Origin of the sequence: Achromobacter insolitus (assembly GCF_002209555.1) — a bacterium.
Taxonomy (GTDB): Bacteria; Pseudomonadota; Gammaproteobacteria; order Burkholderiales; family Burkholderiaceae_B; genus Achromobacter; species Achromobacter insolitus.
On record NZ_NJIF01000010.1, the window covers coordinates 130,693 to 156,715 of the forward strand.

At 65.7% G+C, this 26,023-nt stretch carries 26 protein-coding genes; 10 read left to right on the plus strand and 16 right to left on the minus strand.

Translation table 11 applies throughout. From position 1 onward, the window contains the following. Positions 1 to 6: 6 nt before the first annotated feature. The 3 genes from CEY08_RS24850 to CEY08_RS24860 form a co-directional block, all read right to left on the minus strand. Positions 7 to 729, minus strand: a complete 723-nt coding sequence (locus tag CEY08_RS24850) for an arylmalonate decarboxylase (protein WP_042793904.1) — start codon at positions 727 to 729, stop codon at positions 7 to 9. Between the two features lie 32 nt (positions 730 to 761). Continuing rightward, the gene (locus CEY08_RS24855; RefSeq protein WP_165611712.1) at positions 762 to 1,721 is read right to left on the minus strand and encodes a Bug family tripartite tricarboxylate transporter substrate binding protein; all 960 of its coding nucleotides are present in this window, start codon (positions 1,719 to 1,721) and stop codon (positions 762 to 764) included. 91 nt (positions 1,722 to 1,812) lie between these two features. After that, positions 1,813 to 2,589 (minus strand): GntR family transcriptional regulator, encoded by a 777-nt coding sequence (locus CEY08_RS24860; protein ID WP_076813994.1) that lies wholly within the window; start codon positions 2,587 to 2,589, stop codon positions 1,813 to 1,815. A 180-nt stretch (positions 2,590 to 2,769) separates the two neighbouring features. Here CEY08_RS24860 and CEY08_RS24865 point away from each other — a divergent pair, with 180 nt between their 5' ends. The 4 genes from CEY08_RS24865 to CEY08_RS24880 all read left to right on the plus strand — a co-directional run bounded on the left by CEY08_RS24865 (position 2,770) and on the right by CEY08_RS24880 (position 5,256). After that, the gene (locus CEY08_RS24865; RefSeq protein WP_076813995.1) at positions 2,770 to 3,351 is read left to right on the plus strand and encodes a hypothetical protein; all 582 of its coding nucleotides are present in this window, start codon (positions 2,770 to 2,772) and stop codon (positions 3,349 to 3,351) included. A gap of 170 nt (positions 3,352 to 3,521) precedes the next feature. Continuing rightward, on the plus strand, positions 3,522 to 4,118 hold the full coding sequence (locus tag CEY08_RS24870) for a hypothetical protein (protein ID WP_076813998.1): 597 nt from the start codon (positions 3,522 to 3,524) through the stop codon (positions 4,116 to 4,118). Next, positions 4,115 to 4,693 carry a hypothetical protein gene (locus CEY08_RS24875; RefSeq protein ID WP_076814001.1) on the plus strand — a complete coding sequence of 193 codons (579 nt, stop codon included), beginning with the start codon at positions 4,115 to 4,117 and terminating at the stop codon, positions 4,691 to 4,693. The genes CEY08_RS24870 and CEY08_RS24875 overlap by 4 nt, the downstream gene beginning before the upstream one ends. After that, a complete protein-coding gene (locus CEY08_RS24880) occupies positions 4,690 to 5,256 on the plus strand; it encodes a hypothetical protein (RefSeq protein ID WP_042793907.1) in 567 nt (188 codons plus the stop codon). Before CEY08_RS24875 ends, CEY08_RS24880 begins: the two co-directional genes overlap by 4 nt. A gap of 1 nt (position 5,257) precedes the next feature. Here the strand turns inward: CEY08_RS24880 and CEY08_RS24885 are convergent, their stop codons facing one another. Continuing rightward, on the minus strand, positions 5,258 to 6,532 hold the full coding sequence (locus CEY08_RS24885; protein WP_076814003.1) for a hypothetical protein: 1,275 nt from the start codon (positions 6,530 to 6,532) through the stop codon (positions 5,258 to 5,260). Between the two features lie 107 nt (positions 6,533 to 6,639). Here CEY08_RS24885 and CEY08_RS24890 point away from each other — a divergent pair, with 107 nt between their 5' ends. Continuing rightward, complete coding sequence (locus tag CEY08_RS24890; protein ID WP_076814005.1) at positions 6,640 to 7,095, plus strand: GNAT family N-acetyltransferase; 456 nt, start codon at positions 6,640 to 6,642, stop codon at positions 7,093 to 7,095. On the opposite strand, the gene CEY08_RS24895 is transcribed toward CEY08_RS24890, so the two are convergent. From CEY08_RS24895 to CEY08_RS24905, 3 genes are all read right to left on the minus strand, one after another. Beyond that, positions 7,088 to 8,701: an ABC-F family ATP-binding cassette domain-containing protein gene (locus CEY08_RS24895; protein ID WP_076814008.1), complete on the minus strand. Its 1,614-nt coding sequence runs from the start codon at positions 8,699 to 8,701 to the stop codon at positions 7,088 to 7,090. The two genes, CEY08_RS24890 and CEY08_RS24895, sit on opposite strands and share 8 nt — an antisense overlap. A gap of 162 nt (positions 8,702 to 8,863) precedes the next feature. Further along, positions 8,864 to 9,991, minus strand: a complete 1,128-nt coding sequence (locus CEY08_RS24900) for an alpha-hydroxy acid oxidase (RefSeq protein WP_076814010.1) — start codon at positions 9,989 to 9,991, stop codon at positions 8,864 to 8,866. Between the two features lie 7 nt (positions 9,992 to 9,998). Next, complete coding sequence (locus CEY08_RS24905; RefSeq protein WP_076814013.1) at positions 9,999 to 10,970, minus strand: Bug family tripartite tricarboxylate transporter substrate binding protein; 972 nt, start codon at positions 10,968 to 10,970, stop codon at positions 9,999 to 10,001. Positions 10,971 to 11,113: 143 nt separating this feature from the next. On the opposite strand from CEY08_RS24905, the gene CEY08_RS24910 reads away from it, so the two are divergent. Continuing rightward, positions 11,114 to 12,028 carry a LysR family transcriptional regulator gene (locus CEY08_RS24910; RefSeq protein ID WP_076814015.1) on the plus strand — a complete coding sequence of 305 codons (915 nt, stop codon included), beginning with the start codon at positions 11,114 to 11,116 and terminating at the stop codon, positions 12,026 to 12,028. Here CEY08_RS24910 and CEY08_RS24915 read toward each other — a convergent pair. The 3 genes from CEY08_RS24915 to CEY08_RS24925 are packed head-to-tail and all read right to left on the minus strand — an operon-like array spanning position 12,015 to position 14,496. Continuing rightward, a complete protein-coding gene (locus CEY08_RS24915) occupies positions 12,015 to 12,428 on the minus strand; it encodes a PaaI family thioesterase (protein WP_076814018.1) in 414 nt (137 codons plus the stop codon). The genes CEY08_RS24910 and CEY08_RS24915 overlap by 14 nt on opposite strands. A 42-nt stretch (positions 12,429 to 12,470) precedes the next feature. After that, positions 12,471 to 13,688, minus strand: a complete 1,218-nt coding sequence (locus CEY08_RS24920; protein WP_063639985.1) for a Bcr/CflA family efflux MFS transporter — start codon at positions 13,686 to 13,688, stop codon at positions 12,471 to 12,473. A 4-nt stretch (positions 13,689 to 13,692) separates the two neighbouring features. Further along, positions 13,693 to 14,496 carry an SDR family NAD(P)-dependent oxidoreductase gene (locus CEY08_RS24925; RefSeq protein ID WP_088607817.1) on the minus strand — a complete coding sequence of 268 codons (804 nt, stop codon included), beginning with the start codon at positions 14,494 to 14,496 and terminating at the stop codon, positions 13,693 to 13,695. A gap of 114 nt (positions 14,497 to 14,610) precedes the next feature. On the opposite strand from CEY08_RS24925, the gene CEY08_RS24930 reads away from it, so the two are divergent. Both CEY08_RS24930 and CEY08_RS24935 read left to right on the plus strand, forming a co-directional pair. Beyond that, positions 14,611 to 15,564, plus strand: a complete 954-nt coding sequence (locus tag CEY08_RS24930) for a GlxA family transcriptional regulator (RefSeq protein WP_088607818.1) — start codon at positions 14,611 to 14,613, stop codon at positions 15,562 to 15,564. Between the two features lie 92 nt (positions 15,565 to 15,656). After that, the gene (locus CEY08_RS24935) at positions 15,657 to 17,270 is read left to right on the plus strand and encodes an NAD(P)/FAD-dependent oxidoreductase (protein ID WP_042793916.1); all 1,614 of its coding nucleotides are present in this window, start codon (positions 15,657 to 15,659) and stop codon (positions 17,268 to 17,270) included. 33 nt (positions 17,271 to 17,303) lie between these two features. Here CEY08_RS24935 and CEY08_RS24940 read toward each other — a convergent pair whose 3' ends face one another. Continuing rightward, positions 17,304 to 18,512 (minus strand): hypothetical protein, encoded by a 1,209-nt coding sequence (locus CEY08_RS24940; protein WP_076814022.1) that lies wholly within the window; start codon positions 18,510 to 18,512, stop codon positions 17,304 to 17,306. Positions 18,513 to 18,837: 325 nt separating this feature from the next. Here CEY08_RS24940 and CEY08_RS24945 point away from each other — a divergent pair, with 325 nt between their 5' ends. Next, positions 18,838 to 19,620, plus strand: coding sequence for an aminoglycoside adenylyltransferase family protein (locus tag CEY08_RS24945; protein WP_076814024.1), 783 nt, complete (start codon positions 18,838 to 18,840; stop codon positions 19,618 to 19,620). A 73-nt stretch (positions 19,621 to 19,693) separates the two neighbouring features. Here the strand turns inward: CEY08_RS24945 and CEY08_RS24950 are convergent, their stop codons facing one another. From CEY08_RS24950 to CEY08_RS24970, 5 genes are read right to left on the minus strand one after another with little or no spacing between them, the layout of a single operon-like run. Further along, a complete protein-coding gene (locus CEY08_RS24950) occupies positions 19,694 to 20,413 on the minus strand; it encodes a GntR family transcriptional regulator (protein ID WP_042793919.1) in 720 nt (239 codons plus the stop codon). After that, the gene (locus CEY08_RS24955; RefSeq protein ID WP_076814026.1) at positions 20,410 to 22,077 is read right to left on the minus strand and encodes a GMC family oxidoreductase; all 1,668 of its coding nucleotides are present in this window, start codon (positions 22,075 to 22,077) and stop codon (positions 20,410 to 20,412) included. Before CEY08_RS24955 ends, CEY08_RS24950 begins: the two co-directional genes overlap by 4 nt. Continuing rightward, positions 22,074 to 23,072, minus strand: coding sequence for an ABC transporter substrate-binding protein (locus CEY08_RS24960; protein WP_042793920.1), 999 nt, complete (start codon positions 23,070 to 23,072; stop codon positions 22,074 to 22,076). The genes CEY08_RS24955 and CEY08_RS24960 overlap by 4 nt, the downstream gene beginning before the upstream one ends. 34 nt (positions 23,073 to 23,106) lie before the next feature. Next, positions 23,107 to 23,970 (minus strand): ABC transporter ATP-binding protein, encoded by an 864-nt coding sequence (locus tag CEY08_RS24965; RefSeq protein WP_084738561.1) that lies wholly within the window; start codon positions 23,968 to 23,970, stop codon positions 23,107 to 23,109. Positions 23,971 to 23,994: 24 nt separating this feature from the next. After that, positions 23,995 to 24,762, minus strand: a complete 768-nt coding sequence (locus CEY08_RS24970; RefSeq protein ID WP_042793921.1) for an ABC transporter permease — start codon at positions 24,760 to 24,762, stop codon at positions 23,995 to 23,997. Positions 24,763 to 24,843: 81 nt separating this feature from the next. On the opposite strand from CEY08_RS24970, the gene CEY08_RS24975 reads away from it, so the two are divergent. Next, positions 24,844 to 26,010 carry a mandelate racemase/muconate lactonizing enzyme family protein gene (locus CEY08_RS24975; protein WP_076814028.1) on the plus strand — a complete coding sequence of 389 codons (1,167 nt, stop codon included), beginning with the start codon at positions 24,844 to 24,846 and terminating at the stop codon, positions 26,008 to 26,010. The last annotated feature ends 13 nt before the right edge of the window (positions 26,011 to 26,023 follow it).

The window sequence follows — 26,023 nt, forward strand, 5'->3', positions numbered from 1 at the left end:
AGATCCTCAATGGACCCCGGACAGACGGCCATATCCCGGCGCCGCCTGGACTTCGCACCCCGCAAGCCGCACGGCATCCCAGAAACCGGCAGGCGAGCTCGACACCACCGGCATGCCCAGGCGGCGCTCTACCTCGGGTATGGCGTCCAGCGTCAACAGGCCCCCGCAGGACAGCAGGATTCCGTCGCTATCCGGCGCCGCCTCGGCGGCGCGCACGCAAAGATCGACCAGTGTGTCCGTATCCACCCGGGCCATCGCGTCCACGCCCGTGATGCCCAGGCTGCGGCACCCGGCAGGAGCCAGGCCCTCTTCAGCAAGAAACGCGGCCAAGCGCTCGTTGACATCATCGATATAGGCCGTCGCCAACGCGACGCGCCGCACACCCAGCGCGCGCAATCCATTCAGCACCGCGGTGCTCATCGTCGTGCACGGCAGGCCGGTGGACTCGCGCATTGCCTCCGTCAACGCCGTATTGAAAGCCGCGCCCCGGTAGAAGCTGAGCGACGTACCCATCAACGAAACCACTGCGGCGCCCTGCTCCTTCAGCCGGCGCGCATGGTCCACCACCGATTCGATCACCGCGTCATAACCCTCGGGCGTGACCGACCCCAGGCCCAGTCCGCTGGCAATGAAAGGCAGGCCGGGATACAGGCGCGCCCCATCCGCTGGCACCAGACCTGCGGCGGGCGGCACGATCATGCCGATGACGGGCGTACTTGTTTGCTGCATGACAGCGTCTCCTTCTATGAATACCGAAAAGCTCAAGGGGCGAACGTCAGCTTGGCGCGCGCGATCAGGTCGACCCAGCGCTGTTCCTGCGCGGGCAGCCAGGCGGCAAGCGCATCGGCGGGCTGGTATCGCACCAGCGAACCCTGCGCGATGAACGCCTCTTGCAGCTTGGGCTCGGCCAAGACCTTGGGCAGCGCCTGCGTGATCTTTTCCATGGCGGCGGCCGGCGTCTTGGCGGGCGCCAGCAGGAAAATCGCCGGTGTGGCGTCAAAGCCGGGCAGCGTCTGCGCCACCGTGGGCACGTCCGGCAGGCCCGGGAATCGTTCCGCGCCCAATACCGCCAGGATGCGTATGCGTCCGGCGCTCGCTTGCGGGATCACTGCCGGCAGGCTGGAAATGGCGGACGAAACCTGATCCGATGCGACCGCCTGGACAGCCGGACTGCCGCCTTTGTATGGCACATGCACGAGGTCCACGCTCGCCATGGACTTGATCAGTTCGCCACCCAAATGATGCATGGATCCCACGCCAACCGAGGCATACGTATAGCGGCCGGGCTCCTTGCGCGCCATGGCCAGGAAATCAGGCAGCGTGCGCGCCGGGCTGCTGGCCGGGACCGCCAGCGCCAGCCCCGCATCGCCCACCATGGCTACGGGTGTGAAGCTCGTGCCAATCCGGTAGTTGACCTTGGGGTAAATGTGCGGCGCCAGCAGCAGCGACGTGTCCGCCAACAGCAAGGTGGCGCCATCCGGTTCGGCGCGTGCCACCACATCGGCGGCGATGGTGCCGCCCGCCCCCGCGCGATTCTCGACCACCACGGGCCGGTCGATCGCCTGCGCCAGTCCCTGGGCCAATAAACGCGCCAGCGTGTCGACACCACCGCCCGGCGAAAACCCGACGACGATCTTGACCGGCGTGGTCTGTGCCTGCACGGCGGGAGCCACGGCGGTAAAGAACAAGGCGGCCGCAAGGCCTGCAATTCGATGGATCACGGCTGGTCTCCTGCTTCTGTTTTGAATCGGTGGCACAAATGCGCCGGGCAGCACAACGCCCCGGCCGACGCCGGTAAACACATGAAAGGCTTCAGTTGACGGGGTTGGTATGCCTGACCGCCGTGCGCGGGCCATACAGCCAGGCGAGCGTGGTTGCGGCCGGCGCGGCCTGTTCCGACGAGCGCATGCTGCCTACCGATGCGTACAGCCCCTGGGGAAATCGTTCGGCAAACTCGCGGAATTGCTGACCGCCTTCGACGATGTGGCGCGTGGCCGCCTGCGAGGCCGCGCGCTCGTCTCCGTCCAGCACGGCATCCAGGACGCTGGAATGTTCGCGCCAGGAGCATGCGAGGCGGCCGGGCTGATCGAAGTGCCGCAAGCGGTAGGGATGAGTGCGTTTGCGGATCGCCATGATCTGCTGGACCAGGTAGTCGTTGCCGCTCGCACGATAAAGCACGTCATGAAACGCGAGATTCGCCGCGGCATAGCCGCCAGGCCGTGCCGAGGCGCGGTCAGGCTCGGCATCGCGATGCGCCGCCAACAAGTCGCGGCGGGCGGCTTTGGTAATACGTTGGCTCGCCAGCCCCGCGCACAGCCCTTCCAGGTAGGCCAGGGTCTCGAACATATTGGCCAATTCGCCGGGTTCAAGCGCGGCAACGAATATGCCGACGCGCGGCTTGATGTGCACGAAACCCTGGGCCGAGAGCTGCAGCAAGGCGTCGCGCACCGGCGTGCGTGAAACGCCGCAGCGTTGCGCCAGCAGCGCTTCGTCCAGCGCCAGACCCGGGGGCAGCTCGGCATTGACGATCTGATCCTCCAGCGTCTGCCGTATCCGATCAGCCGCCGTGGCGGGGTAAGGCTTCTGCATCACGATTCCCTTGCTGGCAACAGTGGAAGAATTATCGTCACGCGGATCTGATATATCAACGCATTCGCCCGCCGCGGCAAGCAGTGCACCCTCCCGATTTTCTTGACATGGAAATGCCTTTTGCATTAATGACAGCACCAGGGACGCGGCCTGCCGCGCTTGCACACCAACGGACGACCCATGAACGAAAAGACCAAGACCTGGCGCAGCACCACGACCACACACAGCTGGAGCTCCACGAAGGCCCTGTCTTCGGAACAACGCGCGAACATCGAAGCGCTGCTGGACGGCGGGACCGATGGCGCCACGGTCAGCGAAACCTGGAGCTATGCGGGCACCGAGAACGGCGAGTCCTTCAAGGTCGAGATCAAGAACGGCGCAGTCACGGTCAATGGCCGCAAGTACGACAGCCTGGACGAAGTTCCCCGCCCGGAACGCGAGCGCATCCAGGCGTTGCGAGCCGGTCACGGCGACGACAGCCTCTGGGAAATGCTGCGCAATGCAGGCGTCGACGTGGACCACCTCGCCCAGGGCATGACGCCGCGGGACGGCAAACCCGAGTTCGTTATCGAGACGGACGACCCCACGACAGCGCAGGCGCGCGCCACAACGCAGCCTGTTCAATCTGACCAGGCTGCCGCTCGCGCCGGCCTTGCTCCGGGGGCCGTGCCGCCCAGCGGCGGCGGCCTGCGCAGAATGCTGCTGATCGGCATCGCGATCGGCCTGGGCTGGTGGGTAGCGCGCGCGCTGAACCTGCTCTGACGCAGCAGAACGCGCCAGGCCTCGCCTATTGAATTGTTTCAAAACTTGGCGCAAGTCCGGCCCCATACAGGGTCCGACATGCCTGGAAACATAAGGACAACGCCCCACCGGCGCAGCGCGCCTACGATCTGGAATTCTCGATGCGCGCCGCCCGCGCGCCAGGAGTCCGGATGCGCGTACTGCACTCGCTCAGGGCCCGTGTCGCCGCCAGCCTGGCGGGCATAGGTTCTCTGGTTGCCGCCGCCAGCGTCGCGTTGTATGGCGCCTACGGGAAATTGAACCGGACGTCCGAACCCGTATACAGCGCCGGCGCCTCGATCCAGACCGGGCAATGGAAGGTGGTGCCGCAACGGGCCTGGACCTCGTCCACCGCCAAGGTCTACGGCGTGCCGGTCAAGCCCGGCGGCCGCGCGCTGGTCCTCGAAGCGGACCTTACCAACCGCACCGCCGAATCCAGCGCCGATTACCTGGGACTGCTGCGCTGGGCCCCGCCCTCCGCGACGACCGCCGGCAAGCCCGTGGTGGTCGGTCTACGGGATACACAGCAAATGCCCTACCTGCAGCCCGGCCTGCCCGAGCGCATGGCCTTTGTCTGGGTACTGCCGCCATCCGCGCCCGTGCCGGAAAAGACCGCGCTTGCCGTGCAAAGCAAGAGGTACAAGCCCGTCGACAATCTGTATGGCGCGCCTGGCTGGTTCAACCCCGTGAGCGTAGGCCGGATCGAATTGCCGGTGGCGCCCGACGGTGCGCCAGGAGCCGCCCCATGAGCGCGCGATGGGGCACGCTGCTGCTGGTGCTGGCCGCGGCCCTGGCCCTGTACGCCATGCAACACAGCACGCCGCGCTACATGGCTTTGACCGGTCCCATTACCGTGCGCGGCGCCATGGGTCAGACCCTCGACGCCAGGCAGTTCGACGTCACCGTGCAGCGCGTGCAGTTCGCAAAGCAATTGAGCTACCAACGCCTGGGCGGACCGCAAACGCGCGAAACCGGCGGCATCTGGGCCATAGTCTGGTTGCGCCTGGCGGCAAAGGATACCTCCGCCACGGTGGGTGAAGCAGCTTGGCTGGGACCCGACGGCTTGGCATACCGCCACACGGATCGCCTCGTACTGGCGCGCAATCAGCCCCCCCATGTCTTGGAACCCGGCCTGCCGCGCACCGTACGGCTGGTCTTCGAGATCCGGCCCGACCAAGCTCGCGGCGCCACGTTGCTGCTGTCCGCCCGCTATGACCCGCGCCTGGATTCGCAGGTACGCATCGCGCTGGACGACGTTCCGGTGGATGGCGCCGGCCAGCCCGTGGCCGTGGCCCGATACGATCTGGAGGAGGCTGCCCCGTGAATGACGCGGCTCCGGACGAACGCGCTTGGCGTCGGCGCTGCCTCTGGTTGCTGCCGCCCTTGCTCGCGCTGACCCTGTACTGGAGCGGCCGCGAAAGCGTGGCGCGCTGGCTCGAAGGCCGCGAGTTGCAGCCGCGCGAGGTTGCCGCCGGCACGCAGGCGCCGCTGGGAGGCGCGCAGTGGCAACTGCGGCAATTCGCCGTGCTGGAGCCGCCCGCCGGCCGCGGCTGGCAGCCTGGCTCCCGCGCCGCGCTGGCGGCCTTTTCCATTCAGGTCCAAGCCACCGATCTGCCCACGCGCTGGCGCGGTTGCCGCATCGCCCTGCACGACGCCTCGGGACGCACCTGGCTGCCCGCCGCCGGACCCGCGCTGCGCTTGCCCGCCGGCACGGCGCGCGGCTGCGTTGCAGCGGCCCACCGCGGCACCGCGCCCGGTTCCAGCATGGATGTCATGGAAGCCTTTATGGTGCCGGCCGACGCGGTCGCGCCCTGGACCATCACCGTATCGATCGACGCGGAACGGCCCGGCTTTCTGCGTTTCACAACGCCGAAGCCAGCCGGCTGAATCAGGACGCGGCCGCGGGCGCCGGACGCCGCGCCTTCCAGGGCGCGTACGCGCATTCGAGTACCGCCGCGAGAAAGCAGATGCGCAAGGGCTCGATCAGCAAGCCCGTGGACGAATCGCGAAACGGGCTGCCGAACAGCAGCGATACGCCATGCGCCAGCACCTGCCAGGTATCGAGATCGTACGGACCGATCAAGCGCGCGGCGCCGTACCACAGCCACGCAGCGCCCCAGTCGATCAGGCGGTAGCCCACGATAAGCGTCACGAGCAGCAGCGCGCTGCTATGAAAGGCCAGCCGCACGCCGCTTGCCAGCGGCAGATAGCGCTTGCGGTAGCCAGCCACGAAATGCTCCACGAAATCGCGCAGAAACCGCGGCACCGCTTGGTAGCGCTCCCCGTAGCGTTCCAATCTTTCGTAGCGCCGGAGGTCGGCGTCGTCCCGCACGTCGTAGCCGTAGACCAGCGCGGCCATCACCAGCCATATCACCGGTAGCAAGGCATAGAAGAAAAGACTGAGCAGGGTCGTGCCCAAGCCAGGCCCCTGCGCCTCTACCGGCGTCATACCCGCCGCCCAGGCGCTCGACACGGGCGTCAGCATATTCATCAGGCCCTGCAGCAGCGCCTCCAGTCCACGCGGGTCGGCCAGCCATTGCCAGGCCTGGTCCTTCCAGCGGCTGATGACGTACAGGCCTATCAGTACCCAGTTGGTTTCACACAGCACCACCAGCCATTGCCAGCGGCCCTTGCCCGTGCGGTCGCGCGCCGCCACCGCCGCCTTGCGCACCAGCCACGAAATCGCCACCGAGACAAGCAGCCAGCGCGAATCCAGGGCGTCCAGCACATTGCCGTGTTCACCCAGCGGGTCAAGCCCATAGGCCAGACGCGAATATTGCCGGACGATGTCGCCCAGAAATCCCCAGGCGGCGTAATAGGCGAAGAACGGCAGCAAAGCCACCGTGAGCGCCTGCCCCAGCCTCCCTTTGCTCCCCGCGGCCGCGGTATTGCCAGCGTGCGCCGCCTCCTGCGCGCCGCGCAATGCCGGCAAGCCCGGCAGCAGCACGAGAAACATCGCGACCGTGGTGACCAGTTGCGCCAACGCCACCAGCGTGAGCACGGCCAGGCCGGCCAGATGGTTGGCAAAGCCGGTGTGGGCCGCCACCCACAGCAGCACATCGCGCGCCAGCGTGCCGGCCAGCACCAGCGCCATCAACTGCGGCCAGAACCGCAGCCACAGCCGACCAGTGAGCGCCCATGGCGCGAGTACGGACTCGAGCATGTCTACACCCTGCAGTGCGCGGATCGAAGCCGACGATCTTAATGCCGCGCGGGCGCGCCGGATGTTACCGCTCGCCACGATAGCGCACAGGGTGTCAATATACGGGCATGAGCACACTGACATTCCGCCCTGCCACCGCCGATGACGTCGCCGCCTGCATCGAGATCCGGGGGCAGACGCGAGAGAACGCATTTTCCGTGGAAGAGCTGCGCGCGCTGGGCATCACCCGGGAGTCCTGGGCCGCCGGCGTCCGTTCGGGCGAGGTTCCTGGCTTCGTCGCCTGCGACGCAGGCCGCGTGACCGGCTACTGCTTCGGCGACCGGGATTCCGGCGAGATCGTGGTCCTGGCGCTGCTGCCGCAAAGCGAAAACCAGGGCGCCGGCAAGACGCTGCTGGGCCTTACGATCCAGGTTTTGAAAAACCTGGGCCACACGCGCCTGTTCCTCGCATGCGCAAGCGATCCCGCCGTGCGTTCCTACGGCTTCTATCGGCACCTGGGCTGGAAACCCACCGGAGAGCGTGACGAAGCCGGAGACGACATTCTGGAACTGTCGCTCAAATAATTTCCAGCCGCCACCCCTCGCCCGTCGCGACGAGACGATGCGTCAAGGCCAGTCCGTCCAGGAACGCGTCATCGTGGGACACCACGACCAAGGCGCCCCGGTACCCGCGCAGCATGGTCTCCAACGCTTGCATCGACGGCAGGTCCAGGTGGTTGCTGGGCTCATCCAGTAACAGCAACTCCGCGGGCTGATCCGCATACAGCGCGCAGGCCAGCGCGGCCTTCAGGCGTTCTCCCCCGCTGAGCGCGCCGCCAGGCGCCGTGACCTTGCGCGCGTCCAGGCCGAGCTGGGCGAGACGCGTGCGCAGATCGCCTTCCATCGCCTTGCCATTCGCGGCCCGCAGTTGATCCAGCACCGAGTGCCGCGGCGACAGCAAGGACAGCCCCTGGTCCAGATACACGGTCTTGGCCGCGATCCGGCATGTGCCGCTCATTGGCTGAAGCTGCCCGGACAGCAATTTGAGCAAGGTCGACTTGCCGCAACCGTTCGGGCCGACCACGCCCACCCGTTGCTGTCCGGACAACGTGAGATCGATGCGGCGCGTAGCGGCGGGCACGAAGGGCAGCTCTGCCGATTCCAGTTCCACGACGCGTCGCTGCGCAGGCGCTGCGGCTGCCGGCGCGTGCAGCACGATGGCGCACTCGTCCTCGACCTGCTCGGCGGCCTCGCGCACCCGCTGGTCCAATAGCGCGCCGGCCGCGGCATGTTGTTGACGCAGTTTGCCCGCCGAACTTTCGCTGCGCTGTTTCTGCCGGTCCAGCAGGATCCTGGCCTGATTGGCATCGCGTCCCTGGCGGTTACCGCGCGCCTGCCGCCGCTCAAGGCGCTCGCGTTGTTCGCGCAGGGACTGCTGCTCGCGCATGCGCTCGTGCTTGCGCTGCGCCAGCAACAGTTGCGCATTGCCTCGTTCTTCCTCCTTGCGCTGCGCATAAAAACGGTAACCGCCTCCATAGCTGCGCAGTCCCCGCGTGGACAACTCGACGATGCGCTCCATGGCGTCCAGCATCTGGCGGTCATGGCTGATCACCAGCAAACCGCGTGGCCAGCGTTGCAGCTGCGCGATCAACGCTTGCCGGTTTGGTCTGTCCAGGTGGTTGGTGGGTTCGTCCAGGATCAGGAAATCCGCGCCCGACAACAAGGCGCCGATCAGCGCGACGCGCATGGCCTGGCCGCCGCTGAGCACCGCGGCCGGCGTCGAGGCGTCCAGGCCGCCCAGGCCGCAGCGCTCCAGCTCGTGCCGTAGCGCAAGGCGCACATCCCAGCGATCGCCCACGATATCGAAATCCTGGGCGGCGGTACTGCCGGCCTCGATGCGCGCCAGCGCGTCGAATATGGCCTGCATTCCGGCAAGGCCGGCGACGGTCGCGGAGGGGCAAGGCGCAGCCTGCTGGGCCAGATAATAGGCCCTGCCCGTTCGTATGCAACGCCCGGCAGCGGGCTGCGCAAGTCCCGCCAGAATGCGGGCGAGCACAGTCTTGCCCACGCCATTGCGTCCCACGATACCGGTGGGCCGCAGGTCGAACTGTTCGTTGAGATCGGAGAATAGCGTCCTGCCATCCGGCAGGACATAAGACACGCCTTCCAGCGTCAGATAGGGATTCGTCATGTGCGATTCCATGGATGCCGAGAACTCCCCCTGCTCTTGTGGGGGTAGGTGGAGACTGGCCGTCGAAAAGACGGCGGCATCAATGACGCATGGCGAATGACTCCCTGAGGTGTGTTTGATCTCACATTGTAGAGGCGGTTGCCGCGCCGGGGCAAACCCGGCCTAGGCGTGATCGGGCGGCGATTCGGGCAAGCCCGCCAGTCCCGACAGGACCATGTCGCGCTCGTAATCCGCAGCCAGCAGGCGCATCACGGCTGCCACGCCCCGCGCGCCCTCGCAGGCCAGCCCGTACAACGCGGGCCGGCCGATAAAGACCGCGCGCGCCCCCAGCTCCCGAGCGCGGATGATGTCGGCGCCGCTGCGCACGCCGCTATCCAGGAACACGGGTATGCGATCGCGAACGGCATCCACAATGCCGGGCAATACGCTGATCGACGACGGCGCGGCATCCAGTTGGCGCCCACCGTGATTGGACACGATGATGCCGTCCACGCCGTGGCGGACGGCAAGAACGGCATCCTCGCGATGCAGCACGCCTTTAAGCAGCAAGGGGCCGTCCCACAGGCTGCGCAGCCAACGCAGGCTCTCCCAGGTCAGGGAGCGGTCCATGCTGCGGGCAAGCAAGGAAGCCTGCACCTCCATCGGCAAAGATTCAGAAGCGTGTTCGGCCAGATTGACGAAGCGCGGCAACCCGCCGCGCAGCATGCGTAGCGCCCATCCAGGCCGGCGCGCCACATCCCACGCGACCCGGGGCGTGATTCGGAATGGCATGGAGAATCCATTGCGCACGTCGCGCCAACGCCTGCCCCCCACCGGCACGTCGGCGGTCAATACCAGCGCGCGGTACCCTGCCCTCCGCGCCCGGCGCACGAGCTGCTCGGCCAGCCGGCGGTCCTGCATTACGTACAGCTGCAACCACTGCTCGCCATGGCTGGCCATCGCCCGCACGTCCTCGGCCCGCTGGTTCGAGGCGGTCGACAGCACGAAAGGCACCCCGAGCTCCGCCGCAGCCCGGGCCAGCATGCCATCGCCGCCGGGGCGCACCACGCCATTCAAGCCCGTGGGCGCCAGCGCGAATGGCAAGCGCCACGTCGCCCCATAGACCTGGACCGTGGTGTCCACCTCGCGGGTATCCTTGAGCACGCGTGGCGTCAGCCGGATCCGGTCGAAATCGTCCCGGTTGGCGCGCAGGCAAGTCTCGTGCTCCGCGCCTCCGTCTATGAACTCGAACACGAACCGGGGCAAGACCTTCCTGGCCTGGCGCCGGTAATCCTCCACCGTCAACAACACGCGGCACCTACTGCAATGTAATGCCGCGTTCGCGGATGATCTTGCCCCAGCGGCTGTTCTCGTTTGCCACGAAGGCAGCCATCTCGTCCGGAGAACTGAACCAGGGCTCGACTGCGATATTGGCGTAGAAGTCGATGACCGCCTGCGTCTTGAGCGCAGCCGCCAGCCCGCGGTTCAGGGCGTCCACCGCCGCGCGCGGCGTGCCGGCCGGGACCAGCATGCCCTGCCAGGCAAAGGCCTCGAAATCCGTCAGCCCTTGTTCATGCAGCGTCGGGATATCCGGAAAGTGCTTCATGCGCTGCGGGCTCGCCACGCCTAGCACCTTGAGTCTGCCCGTCTTCATCTGCGGCACCACGGTGGACGCATCCATCAGCGCGAACGACACCGATCCGGCCATCAGGTCCGTTACCGCCGGCGCGCCGCCGCGGTACGCAACGTGCGTCATCTTCAAACCGGTCCGCTCGCGGAACAACTCGGCGGCAAGGTGCTGCGGAGATCCCACTCCCGAACTGGCGAAATTGGCGCTGTCGGGATTGGCGCGAGCCCAATGCAGAAATTCGTCCAGATTGCCAGCCGGCACCTTGCTGGAAACCACCAGCAGAATCGGATAGCGGGCATACAGGCCGGCCGACACGAAGTCCTTGACGCTGTCGTAGGGCAAGTTGGCAAACAGATGCGGGTTGGCCGCCAGGGTGGCGAAGTCGCCCGTGAAGACGATATTGCCATTGCCCTTGGCATTGGCCACGTAGGCGGCGGCGATGTTGGTGGCCCCGCCGGGCTTGTTGCTCACGAAGAAACTCCGCCCCATCTGCGCGCCCACGCTTTCCGCCAGCTTGCGCGCAATGGCGTCCGAGCCGCCGCCCACCGGATAGGGATGGACCCACTCGATCGGCTTGTCGCCCGCCTGGGCCCAGCACGTCGCCGCGCCCGAGCCGGCGGCCAACGCCAACAGCGCTTTCAGGAACAAACGTTTCCGCATGTCGCTACTCTCCATGGTTGAACGGCCGCGTGTCCCTGAGCCGTTGCAGGGCAGCAGGATGTGCCGTATCGGATGGCGAGAGTGTGAGGCCGCCACTCATTCCTGAAAATTGTTATTTAGCGCGAAAGTCATTACAGTCCGGTATGGCCTACAACCTCAATGAACTGCGCGCATTCCTTGCCGTGCTGGACGAAGGCTCGTTAGGCAAAGCCGCGGACCGGATGAACCTCACCCAGCCCGCGCTGAGCCGGATCGTCAAGCGCCTGGAAGCGGCCGTCGGCGAACCCCTGTTCGAGCGGCATTCGGGCGGCATGCGCCTGACGGCGTATGGCAAAGCGCTTGCGCCACATGCGCAACTGCTTTGCCGCGAAGAAAAAAACGCCCGCGACGAAATGAACCGCATGCGCGGCCTGGCCACGGGCGCCCTGCGCCTGGGCGTCACGGCGGGCGCGTCCGCCCTCTTTATTCCCAAGGCGCTAGGGGGGTTCCTGGACAAATGGCCCGGCATCGCCATCGATGTGGTCGAAGGCATCTGGGACGAACTGGCCACAGCCCTGGACAACTACCAGGTCGACCTCGTAATCGCGCCGGAAGCGCCCGAGACGCCTAGCATCGTCTCCGCCAGGGACTGCACGTGGCACGAGAGCATGAACGTGGTCGTCGGCACAGGTCACCCGCTGCAAGGCAATGCATCCATCAGCATGGAAGCACTGCTCGCGGAGCGCTGGTGTTTCGTGCCGCAACGCACCGAGCCGCATAATCGGCTCATGTCGCTCTTCAAGAGCAAGGGCCTGGCCCTGCCCGTCATCGCGGTTTCCAGCACGTCGATTCCCCTGCTCAAAAGCCTGGTCGCGCATTCGGGTTTCGTCAGCTGGCTGACCCGGCCCATGTACGGCGCCGAACTCAAGGCCGGCCTGATCCGGGAATTGCGGGTGGACGGCCTGGACCATGAGCGCCGGTTCTCGGCGTATCACCGGCGTGAAGGAATACTCCCGGGTCCGGCATTACGGTTTCTGGAAGAAATCAGGGGCTTGGCGCAGGCCATCACCACAGAATGATCTGCGAACAACGGAACAGCGACAGCTTCCGGCCGCTCGCGTCCAACACGGTGGCCGACCAGATCTGGGTGGTGCGGCCCATGTGTTCCGCCACCGCCTCGACCGTCAGCACCCCTTCTTTGGCGGTACCCAGGAAGTTCGATTTCAGCTCCAGCGTGGTAAATCCTTTTGCGCCGTCAGGCAGGTGCGCCATCGTGGCGTAGCCAGCGCACGTATCGGCCAGCATCACCTGGGTAGCGGCGTGCAGGTATCCATTGGGCGCCATCATCCACGATGCGACAGTCATCTCCATGGACATGCGCCCCTCCTCGATGGACAGCGGCCGCACGCCGAAGGTGTCGGGCAGCGTGCCGCGCTGGCGTTCGATGAGGCGGTCGATGATTTCACTGGAGCGCAGCATGATGTGTTCCTGGACAGAGGGTTATCAAGAGAAAGGCAAATACTATTCCATGCGCCCGCGCGCCATGAGCGCGGCGAATGCCAGTACCGCAGCCGCGGCCAGTACCAGGCCCAGCGTCAATGCAGGACTTCCCCCTGCCACGCTCGCCAGCGCGGTCATTGCGCCCGCGCAACCCATCTGCAGGCCGCCCAGCAAGGACGAGGCCAAGCCAGCCTGCCGGCTGAATGGCCCCAGCGCCATGGCCGTGCCCAGCGGATTGACCAACCCCATGCCGAGCAGGTACAGGACGACCGCTCCCGTGAAGTACGCAAGACCGCCGGATTCCCCGCCCGCCAGCATCGCCAGCGCGCCGGCTAGCGCAACCGCGCAGCCGGCGCGGGCCACGGCAGCCGCGCCCCAGCGATGGGCCAGCCGTGGCGCCAGCATGCCGGCGGCAAACACCACGAAGACCGTGCACGCGAAGAACAACCCAAGCTGCAGCGCGCTCAGGCCCAAGCGCCCCATCAACACTGCCGGCGTGGCCGCGAAGAAGGCATAGAGCCCCCCCACGATCACGCTCACGGCCAGCGCCGGCCCCATGAATCGCCGGTCCAGCGCCAAGGCCGCGTAGCCGCGCAACACCGCCCCAGGCGAGGCCGCCGCGCGCCGATCCGCCGGATGCGTTTCACCCACCACGGCCGTATAGGCCAGGGCCAGCAACAGGCCCAGGAGCGCAACCAACGCAAAGCTGGCGCGCCATCCCGGCCCATACTCCATTGCGCTGCCCAGCAGCGGTGAGAAGCCCGGCGCGGCGGCCATGGCAACCATGGTCAGCGCCAAGGTCCGCGACAGCGCCTCACCCTCGAATAGATCGCGCGCAATCGCCCGCGACAACACAGAGGCCGCGCACACGCCCAGCGCCTGCACCACCCGGCCCGCCACCAGCAAAGGCAGCGTCGGCGCCCACACGCAGACCAGACTGCCGGCAATGAACAGCGCCAGGCCGCCCACTACCGGCGCCCGGCGGCCCCAGCGGTCCGAGATCGGCCCCACAAACAGTTGCCCGACGGCGAAGGCCAGGAAAAAGCTCGACAGCACCAGTCCCATGTCGCGAGTGTCCGCGCCCAGTTCGGACGCCATGCTCGGGAACGCCGGCAGGATGATATTGGTGGATAGCGCGCCCAGGGCGGCCAGTCCCGCCAGCACGGCCAACAGGCGCCCGGTCAAACGCGCGGGCGCGGCGTCGCCGGGAGCGACGGCAATGGAGGAAGGCGTATTCATGGGATCAGCCGCCCGCCGCGTAGCGCGATGCGACCGTGTTGCTGGACAGGTTCCCCGCCATGGCGCGCCGCGCGGCGTCATAGGCCTCCCACTGCGCGCTGTCGTGCAGCGAAGGAATCGTCACCTTCTCCCCCCGCGCAAACCCCAGCAAGGCGGCATCGACCAGGTCTTCCGCGCGCATCACGATACGCGGGTCCAGCGTTTCCACCGGGCGGCCGCCTATGGCCCAGAAGTCGGTGGCCGTGGCGCCAGGCAACACTGCCTGCACTTGCACCCCGGTGCCGGCCAGCTCGTGCTGCAAAGACTGGCTGAACGCCAGTACGAAGGCCTTGCTGCCCCCGTAGACGCCGTTCAACACTTCCGGCGCCAATGCCACGACCGAGGCAATGTTGATGACCGCGCCCTTGCCGCGCGCGACAAAGCCCGGGACTGCCGCATATGCCAGCCGCATCGGGGCGGTAACGTTCAGCTCGACCATGCGCGTCATCTGCTCCACGTCGCTCTGCAACAGCGGCGTGTGCGTGCCAATGCCGGCGTTGTTCACCAACAAGGTGATGCTTGCGTCTTCGCGCAGTTGCGCTTCCACGCGCGCCAACGAGGCCCGCTCGCCCAGGTCCGCAGGCAGCACTTCGACCGCGCGGCCGGTGCGGGTGCTGATGTCGCTGGCCAGGGCGTTCAAGCGCTCCCGGTTGCGCGCGACCAGGATCAGGTCGTAGCCCTGCTGCGCAAGCTTGTCCGCGTACAACGCGCCGATGCCGCTGGATGCGCCCGTGACGAGGGCGATGCCGGGATGGTGGATTTGTGTCATGGTGAGACTCCAGGAAAGTTGGTTGCCATGGCGCCCATGTTCCGGCTTGCGGCATATGGCGTAAATGACGTATATAGTCATTAATCAAGACATCGTTCCCCAAGGACGGATTCCATGCATCGCATCGGCTACCTGCTGCCCGAAGGCTTCCAGATCCTGGCCCTGGGCACCCAGGCCGTGTTCGAGCTCGCCAATGTGGTTGCGCGCGAACCCTTTTACGCCCTGGACTGCTATGCCCTGGACGGCGCGGTACGCGCATCGACGGGCCTGACGGTACAAGCCCGCCCGCTCACCGCCCGCAGCCAGGCGGACACGTGGCTGGTAACCGGCGTTCTGTCTCCGGTATCCAGGCCGGTGGCGCCGGGGCTGCCCCAATTGCTGAAGACGCTGGCCCCACGCGCGCGCCGCGTTGCCGGCCTGTGCACCGGCGCCTTCCTGCTGGCCGAGGCCGGCCTGCTGGACGGACGGCGCGCCACCACGCACTGGCATTGGGCGGAGGCCCTGCAACAGCGCCATCCCCGAATTCAGGTCGAAGCCGACCGCATCTACATCGCTGACGGCCCGGTATGGACTTCCGCCGGCATGACGGCAGAAATGGACTTGGCCCTGGCATTGGTGGAAAAGGACCTGGGCGCGGACATCGCGCGTTCGGTGGCGCACCGGCTGGTGATGCACCAGCGCCGCTCCGGCGGGCAATCCCAGCACTCGGAAATGCTCAGGCTCGCGCCCAAATCCGACCGCATCCAGCAGGCACTGGAACACGCGCGGCGCAATCTCGCGCGCCCCCTGAGCGTCGAGGATCTGGCGCAGGCCGCCAGCCTGAGTCCGCGCCAGTTCAGCCGCGTGTTCACGGCGGAAACCGGCCAGTCACCCGCCAAGGCCATCGAGGGCCTGCGGCTGGAGGCCGCGCGACTGATGATAGAAACCAGCCGGCATCCCCTGGAAATCGTCGCCAGGGAAACCGGCTTTCGCGACCGGCGGCACCTGCGCGAAGCCTTCCTGCGAGGCTTCGGCATGCCGCCCCAGACCGTGCGACGCGGAGCGCGGATCAATCCGCCTGCCCCCTGACGCGGCGCGCAGCGTCCCCGCCAGCTCCACCGAGGTCCAGTACAATTCGCGTTTGGCGACGTTGTGCTCGCCCGTTCTGTCTGGACCCCTGCATGTTGCGACTGTCTGAAATCAAGCTGCCGTTGAATCACACGCCCGAAGAATTGCCCGCCGCAATTCTCAAGAAACTAGGCGTTCCGGCCAGCGATCTGCGCGGCTTTACCGTGGCCTCCCGCAGCTACGACGCTCGCAAGAAGCACAACATCCTGCTGATCTACACGCTGGATGTCGACGTCGACAACGAGGCGGCGCTGCTCAAGCGCTTTCACGATGACCGTAACGTCAAGCCCACTCCCGACACCGAATACAAGTTCGTCGCCCAGGCGCCTGCCGGCCTCGCCAAACGCCCCATCGTCATCGGCACCGGCCCCTGTGGCCTGTTTGCCGGCCTGGTTCTGGCGCAGATGGGGTTCAAACCCATCATCCTCGAACGCGGCAAAGCCGTGCGCGAACGCACCAAGGACACCTGGGGCCTGTGGCGCAAGCGCATCCTGAACCCGGACTCGAACGTCCAGTTCGGCGAAGGCGGCGCCGGCACGTTTTCAGACGGCAAGCTGTACAGCCAGATCAAGGATCCCAAGCACTACGGCGAAAAAGTGCTCAAGGAATTCGTCCTGGCCGGCGCGCCCGAGGAAATCCTGTACGTGAGCAAGCCGCACATCGGCACGTTCCGCCTGGTGGGCATGGTGGAAGTCATGCGCGACACCATCACCAAGCTGGGCGGCGAAGTCCGCTTCTCCAGCAAGGTGGAGATGCTGCAACGCGAGAACGGCAAGATCACCGGCGTCACCCTGGCCAGCGGCGAGCACATCGAGGCCGACCACGTCGTGCTGGCCATCGGCCACAGCGCGCGCGACACTTTCCAGATGCTGCACGACCAGGGCGTGTTCATGGAGGCCAAGCCATTTTCGATCGGCTTCCGGATCGAACACCCGCAATCGCTGATCGACCGGGCCCGCTTCGGGCCTAACGCCGGCCATCCGATCCTGGGCGCGGCCGACTACAAGCTGGTGCACCACGCCAGCAACGGGCGTTCCGTGTACAGCTTCTGTATGTGTCCGGGCGGCACGGTCGTGGCAGCCACGTCCGAGCCCAATCGCGTGGTGACCAACGGCATGAGCCAATATTCGCGCAACGAACGCAATGCCAACGCAGGCATCGTGGTCGGGATTTCGCCCGAAGTGGACTATCCCGAACATGTGCTGGCAGGCGTGGACTTCCAGCGCAAATGGGAATCCCAGGCCTTTGAACTGGGCGGCCGCAACTACAGCGCGCCGGGCCAGCTGGTCGGGGACTTCATTGCAGGCAAGGCGTCGACCGAGTTCGGCTCGGTGCTGCCGTCATACACGCCGGGCGTGCATCTGACCGACCTGGCCGCCGCCCTGCCCGATTTCGCCATCACCGCCATCCGTGAAGCGCTGCCGGTTTTCGACAAAACCATCAAGGGCTTCGGCATGCATGACGCCGTGCTCACCGGCGTCGAAACGCGGACCTCGTCGCCCATCCGGATCAAGCGCGACACCGAAACCCTGCAAAGCATCAACACCCAGGGCTTGTTCCCGGCCGGTGAAGGCGCGGGCTATGCGGGCGGCATCCTGTCAGCGGGCGTCGACGGCATCAAGATCGCGGAAGCGGTTGCGCTCAGCATCATGAGCCAGCAAAGGTAGCTGGCCTGAGGTCCGATTCTGCCCTGAAGACGATCAGTAGTCCCGCGCCTCGTCGAACCAGCGCTGCGCCTGCGCTTCGCTTACGCCCAATTGGCCAAGCCGGGCAAGCTGGCTGAACTGCCAGACGGCCTCGCCGATGTCTTCCCGTTCCGTGGTTTCGATGCCCTTCATCCCGTTGAACTGACGGGCAAATTCGGTAATGGCCGCCTGGGCGTCTTCCACGTGCCTTGCGCCTTCCAGCGCGGTTTGCGCCACGTCATAGGCCGCATTCGCGGCCTTCGCCATGCGCCCGCTCCACCCCACGAAAGGCCGTCCATATTCGCTTTGCCACCAATCGGGCTTGCGCAGCTTGGAAACCGACGTGTGGCCGCTCCATGCCCGAATCTTCTCGCGCGCCTTCATCTGCGCCTTCAATCGTTTGCCCGCGGCCTCATCGACGTTGTACGCGATGAACCTGTCCAGCAATGGCCAACTGCCCAGCGCCGGCAGGCCTTCCAGATCGGGCGTGAACCGCAGTTCCAGATTCGTCAGGCGAGGCAGTCCCGCCAGCGCGTCCCAGTCGGTGAAGCGCCCCCAAAGCGACAGGCTTTCCAGCGCCCCGAAACGTTCGATCCCGCGCAGCGATATCGCTTGCCCCAGCGGCGCGCCGTGCAACGCCAGCGCGGCCACGTCCTGTAGCACACCCAGACCGGGCAAGGCATAGCCAGGCGGGCCGGGCCGGCGGCCTAGCGTCGGATGCAAAGACAGCATGCCGGGAAGCTGCCCCGCAACGGTAATGCGCGCGAGGTCGCCGGACAACCCCAAGTGCTGGAGCGGAGGCAGCGCGGCATCAAGATGCCCCGGCATGCGATCCAGCCGGATATGCAGCGTCTGGATCCTGGCCTCGCTGGCGTCGATGGCACGCCTGCCGGCGTACACCGGCGCCCAACCGAACTGCTCGATACCGCGTTGTCGCGACCAGCCGAAGAAGCTGCTGTCATTGCCGCAATAATCGAAATGGCGCGGCCACGGAGATCCGGCGGGCGTGGAAAAAGGATTGAACGCCGTCCAGTCGATGCTGTCGTCGGGCATCACGTGCAAATCCGCCTTCTTGCCCAGGCTGGCCGGCCCGATGATCAGGTTGCCGCGCCCCGCTTCCCTGGCGAGCACATGGCTGCCTGGCGCGGTCAGGCTCAGCTGATAGCGTCCAGCCTCGCATATCGAACCCGCCGGCTCACCAGACACGTCTATGGGTGTGGACACACTTCTCTCCCGTTGAAGACTGGCACACTCGGATCGCCACTCCGTTACTCAATAAGTCCCGATGGGAACCTCGATCTTCAATGACGCGCCGCCGTTGGCCATGAACATGCCCGCGGCCAGCGCGGTTGCTCGAAACAGTGAACGGGTCATCTCGGTGCCTGTCTTGGACACAAGGGGGATCTTGGGACGTGGGCGTTGCGCCGGCATAGTACCAGCGCCGGGCCTCATTGCCGGAGCAACCCGCCATGGCACCTGGCCCGCCCTCGCGCCTGACGCCCCCCGCGGACGACCTGCCGGCCTGCGCAATCTTGGCTACTATCGCAGCATGATCCCAACTATTCCCCCCTCCATCGCTTCCCAGGTCGCCGCAGCCAAAAGCGTCATCGAACGCCATCTCGGCGCCAACATCGTCGCCATCCATCTCTTCGGCTCGGCCGTGGACGACGGGCTGCAACGCTACAGCGATATCGATCTGCTCGTCACCGTCGCGACACCTCCAAGCGAGACGGCTTTGCGTGGGCTGGCCATGGAATTGCTGACGGTCTCGGCCCCGCCGGGCGCATCGGCAAGCCTGCGCGCGCTCGAAGTCACAGTGCTTGCGCGTGAGCACATCGTGCCCTGGCGACACCCTGCCAGGCGCGAGCTGCAATTCGGCGAATGGCTGCGCGCGGACCTGACGGCAGGGCTGATGGAACCGCCCATGCCGGACCACGACCTGGCCATACTCCTTACCAAGGTACGCGGCCACAGCATCCCCATCGCTGGCCCGTCGGCCAGCCAGCTTTTCGAAGCCGTCCCCCGTAAGGACCTGACACGCGCGCTGCTCGATACGGTCGCGCAGTGGAATACGCCCGAGGACTGGGCAGACGACGAACGCAACATCATTCTTGCGCTGGCACGCATCTGGTACACGGCCGTGTCCGGCGACATTGCCTCCAAGGAACGAGCAGCGACGTGGCTGCTGGACAGGATAGAGGCGCCCTATCGCCCCATACTGGCCAAGGCGCGCGCAAGCTATCTCGGGCTGGAGGAAGACGACCTGGCGCGATATCCGGCCGAGACAAAAGCCTTCATTACCTATGCGCGCCGCGCGATCGAAGCGCTTTGACGATGTTGGATGATTACTGGGCCTCGGGGATGCCGCCTGGCCCGCGAAGCCACGCGCTGGCGTCTTCCCGACGTCAGGGCTTCAGGTCGATTTCCATGCGCACGAAATCGCCGCGATAGGTCACTTCGCCCAGGTAGATGACGCGACGCTCGGGTCCGGTAAACACGCGCCGGACTTCCGCCACCGGCGCATTCACGCTGATCCCCAAGTGCCGCGCCACTTCGACGTCGGCGGTCGAAATGGTCAGCACCTGGCGCGCGGTGACGATCTCCACCGAGGGCATGCCCATCAGAATGGGGATGACCGTCTCCTTGCGAAAACGCGAAGGGTGCTTCGCAAAGATGGCTGCATCCAGGTAGATGTTGATGACGCAGTACGGCTGCCCGTTGCGGGCATGGATACGCCGCATGAAGACATACTTTTCCGCGGCAACGCCATCGGACTCGTTCAGCAAAGGCGTTCGCGTCGACTCGTCGATGTTGAGTATGGTCGGGTGCGTATCCCGGTAGACGCTGGACAGGTTCTCGAGCGAAGTCTCGACGCGAAACCAACGGTTGTCCTGGGGAGCGCCCGTCACGAAGGTGCCGCGTCCGCGCTGCGGCGAAAGCAGGCCATCGCGAGTAAGCCTTTCGATCGCCTGCCGCACCGTGACCTTGGCCACGTGGAACTCTTCGGCCAATGCATCCAGTGACGGCAATTTGTCGCCGTTCTTCCAGACGCCCTTAAGGATCCGTTGTCGGAACAGATCCGAAAGTTGAACGTACAGAGGGGCTTGGGCGGTGTCGAGAATCATGGCGTCAAAGTGTCCGCGACTATATCACGCACGGGTCGCCGGACGCCGCCGCGCGCGTCCTCGAGGAGAAGCGCGGCGCCCTTTTCGCCTATCATGATCGCGGCCGCGTTCGTATTCGTCGACACCATCCGCGGCATGACGGACGCGTCGATGACTCGCAACCGCTCGATTCCGCGGACTCGCAATCGCGCGTCGACCACAGACTCGGCATCGCCCCCCATGCGACACGTGCCCACGGGATGGAAGACCGTTCCGCCCTTGTTGCGGGCGAAATGCTCCAGGGCCGCGGCCGTCGTCACATCGTTTCCAGGCAGATACTCTTCCCCGGTCACCAGGTCGCGAAATGATGGCTGCGCATAGATATCGCGCAACATGCGCAAACCCGCCACCAGCACCTTCGCATCGCGCGGCTCGGTCAGATAGTTCGAAACGATGCGAGGCGATGCCAGCGGGTCCTGGCTCACGATTTCCACGGTGCCGCGCGAATCGGGCCGGCATTGCGTCGCCGACGCCGAGAAGCCGGAAAACCGATGCAGCGGATCGCCTGGCTTATCGACCGACAGCGGCATGACGTTGAAGAGTATGTCGGCACGCCCGCCTACCGCGTGCTCGGTCTTTGCCAAGCCGCCCACCTGGCCCGCACCGACGGTGAGCGGCCCCCTGCCCTGGAACAACCACTGCGCGCCCATGCTCGCCAGGCTTAAGGGGTTGCGCACGGCGTCATTGAGCGACATGCGTCGCTTCAGCTTGACGATGACGCGCGCCTGATAGTGATCCTGCAGGTTGCGGCCGACTTCCGGCGAATGCGCATGCACGGTGATGCCATGCCTGGCGAGCAGCGCGGCGTCGCCCACGCCGGAGAGCTGCAGCACCTGGGGCGATTGCAGCGCGCCGGCGGCAAGCACCACCTCGGCGTCCGCCATCGCCCGCTTCAACTGCCCATCCTGCACCCATTCCGCGCCCATTGCCCTGCCGCCTTCGATCAGGATGCGCGTAACGTGGGCCCGGGTCTCGATCACCAGGTTCGGCCTGGACCGCACCGGGGTGAGGAAGGCGGTCGCGGCGTCGCAGCGCCAGCGGCTGCCCAGGGTCAGCTGGTAGGGGCCCACTCCTTCCGATTCCGCGCCGTTGAAGTCCTCATTGCGCCGGCAGCCATACTCGACCGCCGCATCCACCCAGGCAGCCGTGTAGGGATGATGGTTGCGAAGATTGGAGACCCGGAGCTCGCCCGCGGCCCCGTGGTACTCGGTTTCGCCGGCGTCGTAGCGTTCGGATTTCTTGAAATACGGCAGCACGTCCCGATAGGCCCAGCCTGTCGCGCCAAGCGCTGCCCAGTCATCGTAGTCCTCATGCTGGCCTCGGATGTACAACAGGCCGTTGATGGTGCTCGAACCACCCAGCGCTATCCCACGCGGCCACAGGATCGGGCGATTTCCGGTCTCGGGCTGGGCTTCGATCGGAAACTGCCGGGAGAACCGCGGATCGTAAATGGTCTTGAAATAACCCACCGGCAGTTTCAGCCAGAAATTGCGCGCGGCGGCGCCCGCTTCCAGAAGCAGCACGCGCACAGCAGGGTCCGCGCTGAGGCGATTGGCCAGCACGCATCCCGCCGAACCGCCGCCGATGACGATATAGTCAAAGCCTGCGCAAGCCGGAACGCTCATGCCTTGATCGCTTCAAGATAGGCCGTGGGGTCGAAGTAACGCGAAGCGGGAACGGGATTCGGGATGTTCCCCGCCCGCGCAAAGAAGTCCGTCACCTGCTGCAGCCAACGGGTCACGGAACCGTCTTCGTACTTGGTGCGCCATTCGGCCGTGGAAAAGTACTTCGCCTGCTTGAACTGCGCCTTGAACTCGGCCAGAGGCACATCCTTGTATTGAGACTTCTGCAGTGTTTCCACCGCCGCATCCGGGTCTTTCACGATGGCGTCGTTGGCCTCGCCCCAGGCGGCGATGAGGCTACGGATGGCGGGCTTCTGCGCCTCGTAAAAATCGTTCCTGGCTGCCCAGCCACCCATGATCGCCGCCTCGGGATAGAAGGCGGAAGCGTCGATCAGCATGCGAGCGTTCGGCACCTTGGACCTGACGATCGTATCGAACGGAACCCAGAGCGCGACCGCGTTGACCGCGCCGGAGACGAACGACGTCACGGCGTCGGCCATGCGCTGATTGACGATCTGCACGTCCTTGCCCGGTTCCAGCTTGGCCGCGCGCAATGCCCTGTCGAGGAACACATGGGCGGTCGTGCCGGTCGTCGTCGAGATCTGTTTGCCCTTCAGGTCGGCTACGGTCTTGATCGAATCGTCGCGCACCCAGAGCTGGGCAGTGCCATATTCGATGTCGTTCACAAGAAAAACCTTGCCCTGGCCGCGCGCGGGAAAATTCGAAACGACCGCGCCGGTGGCCAGCACGTCGAGGCTGCCGCCTATCATGGCCTGAAAGATCTCAAGGCCCGTGGTGAACACGATGGGCTCCAGTTCCAGGCCATGCTTGGCATAGCTTCCCATCTGCAGTCCCAGCCACAAGTGCCCGTCGACAGCGGGCGTATGCAGGTAGCCGACGCGCAGCTTCTTGCGGGCCTGGCCGATGACGGGCGCGGCGATTCCCGCGATGGACGCGGCAACGCCGGCCTTGAGTATGGTTCTGCGGTCCAGTTTCATGGAGTCTCCTTGTGTAGGCGCTGCTGACGGCGGCTCAATCGGTCGGTCGAACGGATTGGCGGGCCTGGGCTTGGTACTCGAACATGACCAGCTCCCGGATTTCGCGGCTCAACTCGACGAAGCGCGGATCCTCGTGGACCCGCTCCGAACGCGGGTAGCCGAAGGGAACCTCAATCACCTTTCGGACCTTTGAAGGGCGGGCGGTGACCACGACGATCTTCGACGACAGATAGATGGCTTCGTCCACCGAGTGGGTGATCAGCATCACCGTCTTGCCTTCGGTCTGCAGCACTTCGAGCAAGAGATCCTGCATGGCGGTACGGGTCTGGGCATCCAGCGCGCCAAAGGGCTCGTCCATCAGCAGGAATTGCGGCTTGACGGCGTAAGCGCGGGCGATCGCCAAGCGCTGCCGCATGCCGCCGGACAGATGTTTCGGAAAGTGGTCGGCGAAGTCGGCCAGGCCCATCAGCTTCATGTAGCGCTGGCAGACCTCGGCGCGCTCTCGCGGGCTCACCTTGCTGGCTGCAAGCTTCATGCCGAATTCAATATTGCCGCGCACCGTAAGCCACGGGAACACACCGTATTCCTGGAAGATCACGCCGCGGTCGGGTCCGGGAGCCGTAACGGGCTGCCCATCCAGCGTCACGGCACCGGCGGTAGGCTGCACGAATCCACCGACGATGTTCATCAAGGTGGTCTTGCCGCAGCCCGAGGGGCCAATGATGGAAACGAACTCGCCATCCCGGATATCCAGGGTTACACCGTCCACGACTCTCATCGGGCCGGTGGCGGTGGGAAAGTCCACCGAGACGTTATCGAAACGGATCCTGACCTTCGGATCCGAGGACGGACTGGGCGAAGCCGTGTCTACGCTGCGCAGTGGAGTGCTGATGCTCATGGTCTCTGATATTCCGGATCGGTCTCAGGCAATGCGGTCTTGCCACGCCACCAGGCGGCGGGTAGCCGCCCGCAGGGCAAGATCCATCAACATTGCAATCAGGCCGATGCAAATGATCCCGACGTAGATCACGTCCAACTGGAAGAACGACGACGCATTCTGGATGAGCGCCCCGAGTCCCTGCTGCGCCGCGATGAGTTCGGATGCCACCAACGTCGCCCAGGCCACGCCCAGCGCCACCCGGATGGCGGTAAGGATGTGCGGCACGGTCAGGGGCACGATAACCTTGATGAAGATTTCCACGTCATTGGCCCCGAGCGTGCGGGCGACGCGCACGAAAATCGGGCTGATCTGGGCGATCCCCTCGTACATCACGATGACGCCCGCAAAAAAAGAGGCGTAGAACAGGATGACCGTCTTGGCCGATTCGCCGATGCCGAAGTAGACGATCACCAGCGGAATCAGCGCGATCGGCGGGAGCGCTCGAAAGAAGTTGATGACGGGATCGATGAACACCCGCAACCCGCGGTACCAGCCCAGGCAGAAGCCAACGGGCACCGCGACGATGATGCCCAGCGTCACGCCGGTAAAGACGCGGCGAGCCGACATCCAGATGTCCTGCCACAACCGGTCCTTGGAGAGGGTAATGAACTGCTCGACGACCTCGGCCGGCGAAGGCACGAGAGCGGGGCTGACGAGCCCGCTCGCCCGCACCGCCAGCCACAGCGCCAGGAGGCATAGCCAGGGCGCCGCGATGAGCGCGGGGCGCGAGATGAAGGACGGAAGACGCATGGTTGGGATAGAGGGTTAGACCTGAGTTGCAAACCATAAGTGCTAAACATACTATAGACCAGCACTTAACATCTTTATGCCATGACAAACCCTAATACGACTCAAGGCTGGGCCCACAGACCTTTCACGCTGGCGCGCGTCGACGCCTACGTCCTGCGCTGGCCGGTCAAGCGCCCAGTACAGACCTCGTTCGGCACCATGCTTGACCGCCCCGCCCTGCTGGTACGGGTCGAGGACGGGGACGGCGCCGTGGGCTGGGGCGAGGTCTGGTGCAATTTCCCGGGTTGCGGCGCGGAACACCGCGCCCGCCTGCTCGAAACCGTGGTGGCGCCGCTGATCGTCGGCCAGGCCCACGCCTCGGCCGAAGCGGCGTTTGCCCACATGAGCGAACGCACCGCAGTGCTTGCCATCCAATCCGGCGAGCCCGGCCCCATCGCCCAGGTGATCGCTGGAATCGACCTGGCGTTGTGGGACATGCTGTCCCGGCGGGCGGGCATGCCGCTATGGCAGTTCCTGGGCGGCGCATCAGGAACAATCAGCGTCTATGCAAGCGGCATCAACCCCGACCGTCCCGAGGACACGGTGCTCGCCAAGCATGCGGAGGGCTATCGCGCCTTCAAGCTCAAGGTGGGCTTTGGCGACGAACGGGATCTTGCCAACGTCAAGGCGGTCCAGGCTCGGCTGCCCCAAGGCAATAAGCTCATGCTGGACGCCAATCAGGCCTGGGACCTGGAAGGCGCGCTGCGCATGGCCGGCCATTTGAGCGCGTACGCGCCGATGTGGCTGGAGGAGCCCCTACGGGCCGACCGCCCGGCGGCTGAATGGACGCACCTGGCCGAAAGGACGGACATCCCGCTCGCCGCCGGAGAAAACCTGATCGGTGCGGCTGCCTTCGAGACGATGATCAACAGCCGGGCCCTGAACATCGTGCAACCGGATCTGGCCAAATGGGGCGGCATCTCTGGCTGCCTGCCCGTCATCGACAGGATTCACGAAGCCGGACTGTGTTATTGCCCGCACTTCCTCGGCGCGGGCGTCGGCCAGCTCGCGTCCGCGCACGTCCTCGCAGCCAAAGGACGCACCGGCGGCATGCTGGAAATCGACTCCAACGAGAATCCCCTGCGCGTGGCTCTCAGCCCGGCATTGGATGTGATCGTCGACGGACGCGCAAACCTCGGAAATGCGGCGGGCCTGGGAGTGCAGCCGGACATCGCGCTGTTACGGGACCTTTGCGGGGCGCGTCCGTAACGCGTGACTGGCG

Coding starts and splice junctions, on each gene's coding strand:
- CEY08_RS24850 (WP_042793904.1), bottom strand. CDS start 729: ATGCAGCAAACAAGTACGCCCGTCATCGGCATGATCGTGCCGCCCGCC.
- CEY08_RS24860 (WP_076813994.1), bottom strand. CDS start 2,589: ATGCAGAAGCCTTACCCCGCCACGGCGGCTGATCGGATACGGCAGACG.
- CEY08_RS24865 (WP_076813995.1), top strand. CDS start 2,770: ATGAACGAAAAGACCAAGACCTGGCGCAGCACCACGACCACACACAGC.
- CEY08_RS24870 (WP_076813998.1), top strand. CDS start 3,522: ATGCGCGTACTGCACTCGCTCAGGGCCCGTGTCGCCGCCAGCCTGGCG.
- CEY08_RS24875 (WP_076814001.1), top strand. CDS start 4,115: ATGAGCGCGCGATGGGGCACGCTGCTGCTGGTGCTGGCCGCGGCCCTG.
- CEY08_RS24885 (WP_076814003.1), bottom strand. CDS start 6,532: ATGCTCGAGTCCGTACTCGCGCCATGGGCGCTCACTGGTCGGCTGTGG.
- CEY08_RS24890 (WP_076814005.1), top strand. CDS start 6,640: ATGAGCACACTGACATTCCGCCCTGCCACCGCCGATGACGTCGCCGCC.
- CEY08_RS24895 (WP_076814008.1), bottom strand. CDS start 8,701: ATGACGAATCCCTATCTGACGCTGGAAGGCGTGTCTTATGTCCTGCCG.
- CEY08_RS24905 (WP_076814013.1), bottom strand. CDS start 10,970: ATGCGGAAACGTTTGTTCCTGAAAGCGCTGTTGGCGTTGGCCGCCGGC.
- CEY08_RS24910 (WP_076814015.1), top strand. CDS start 11,114: ATGGCCTACAACCTCAATGAACTGCGCGCATTCCTTGCCGTGCTGGAC.
- CEY08_RS24915 (WP_076814018.1), bottom strand. CDS start 12,428: ATGCTGCGCTCCAGTGAAATCATCGACCGCCTCATCGAACGCCAGCGC.
- CEY08_RS24920 (WP_063639985.1), bottom strand. CDS start 13,688: ATGAATACGCCTTCCTCCATTGCCGTCGCTCCCGGCGACGCCGCGCCC.
- CEY08_RS24925 (WP_088607817.1), bottom strand. CDS start 14,496: ATGACACAAATCCACCATCCCGGCATCGCCCTCGTCACGGGCGCATCC.
- CEY08_RS24930 (WP_088607818.1), top strand. CDS start 14,611: ATGCATCGCATCGGCTACCTGCTGCCCGAAGGCTTCCAGATCCTGGCC.
- CEY08_RS24935 (WP_042793916.1), top strand. CDS start 15,657: ATGTTGCGACTGTCTGAAATCAAGCTGCCGTTGAATCACACGCCCGAA.
- CEY08_RS24945 (WP_076814024.1), top strand. CDS start 18,838: ATGATCCCAACTATTCCCCCCTCCATCGCTTCCCAGGTCGCCGCAGCC.
- CEY08_RS24950 (WP_042793919.1), bottom strand. CDS start 20,413: ATGATTCTCGACACCGCCCAAGCCCCTCTGTACGTTCAACTTTCGGAT.
- CEY08_RS24955 (WP_076814026.1), bottom strand. CDS start 22,077: ATGAGCGTTCCGGCTTGCGCAGGCTTTGACTATATCGTCATCGGCGGC.
- CEY08_RS24960 (WP_042793920.1), bottom strand. CDS start 23,072: ATGAAACTGGACCGCAGAACCATACTCAAGGCCGGCGTTGCCGCGTCC.
- CEY08_RS24965 (WP_084738561.1), bottom strand. CDS start 23,970: ATGAGCATCAGCACTCCACTGCGCAGCGTAGACACGGCTTCGCCCAGT.
- CEY08_RS24970 (WP_042793921.1), bottom strand. CDS start 24,762: ATGCGTCTTCCGTCCTTCATCTCGCGCCCCGCGCTCATCGCGGCGCCC.
- CEY08_RS24975 (WP_076814028.1), top strand. CDS start 24,844: ATGACAAACCCTAATACGACTCAAGGCTGGGCCCACAGACCTTTCACG.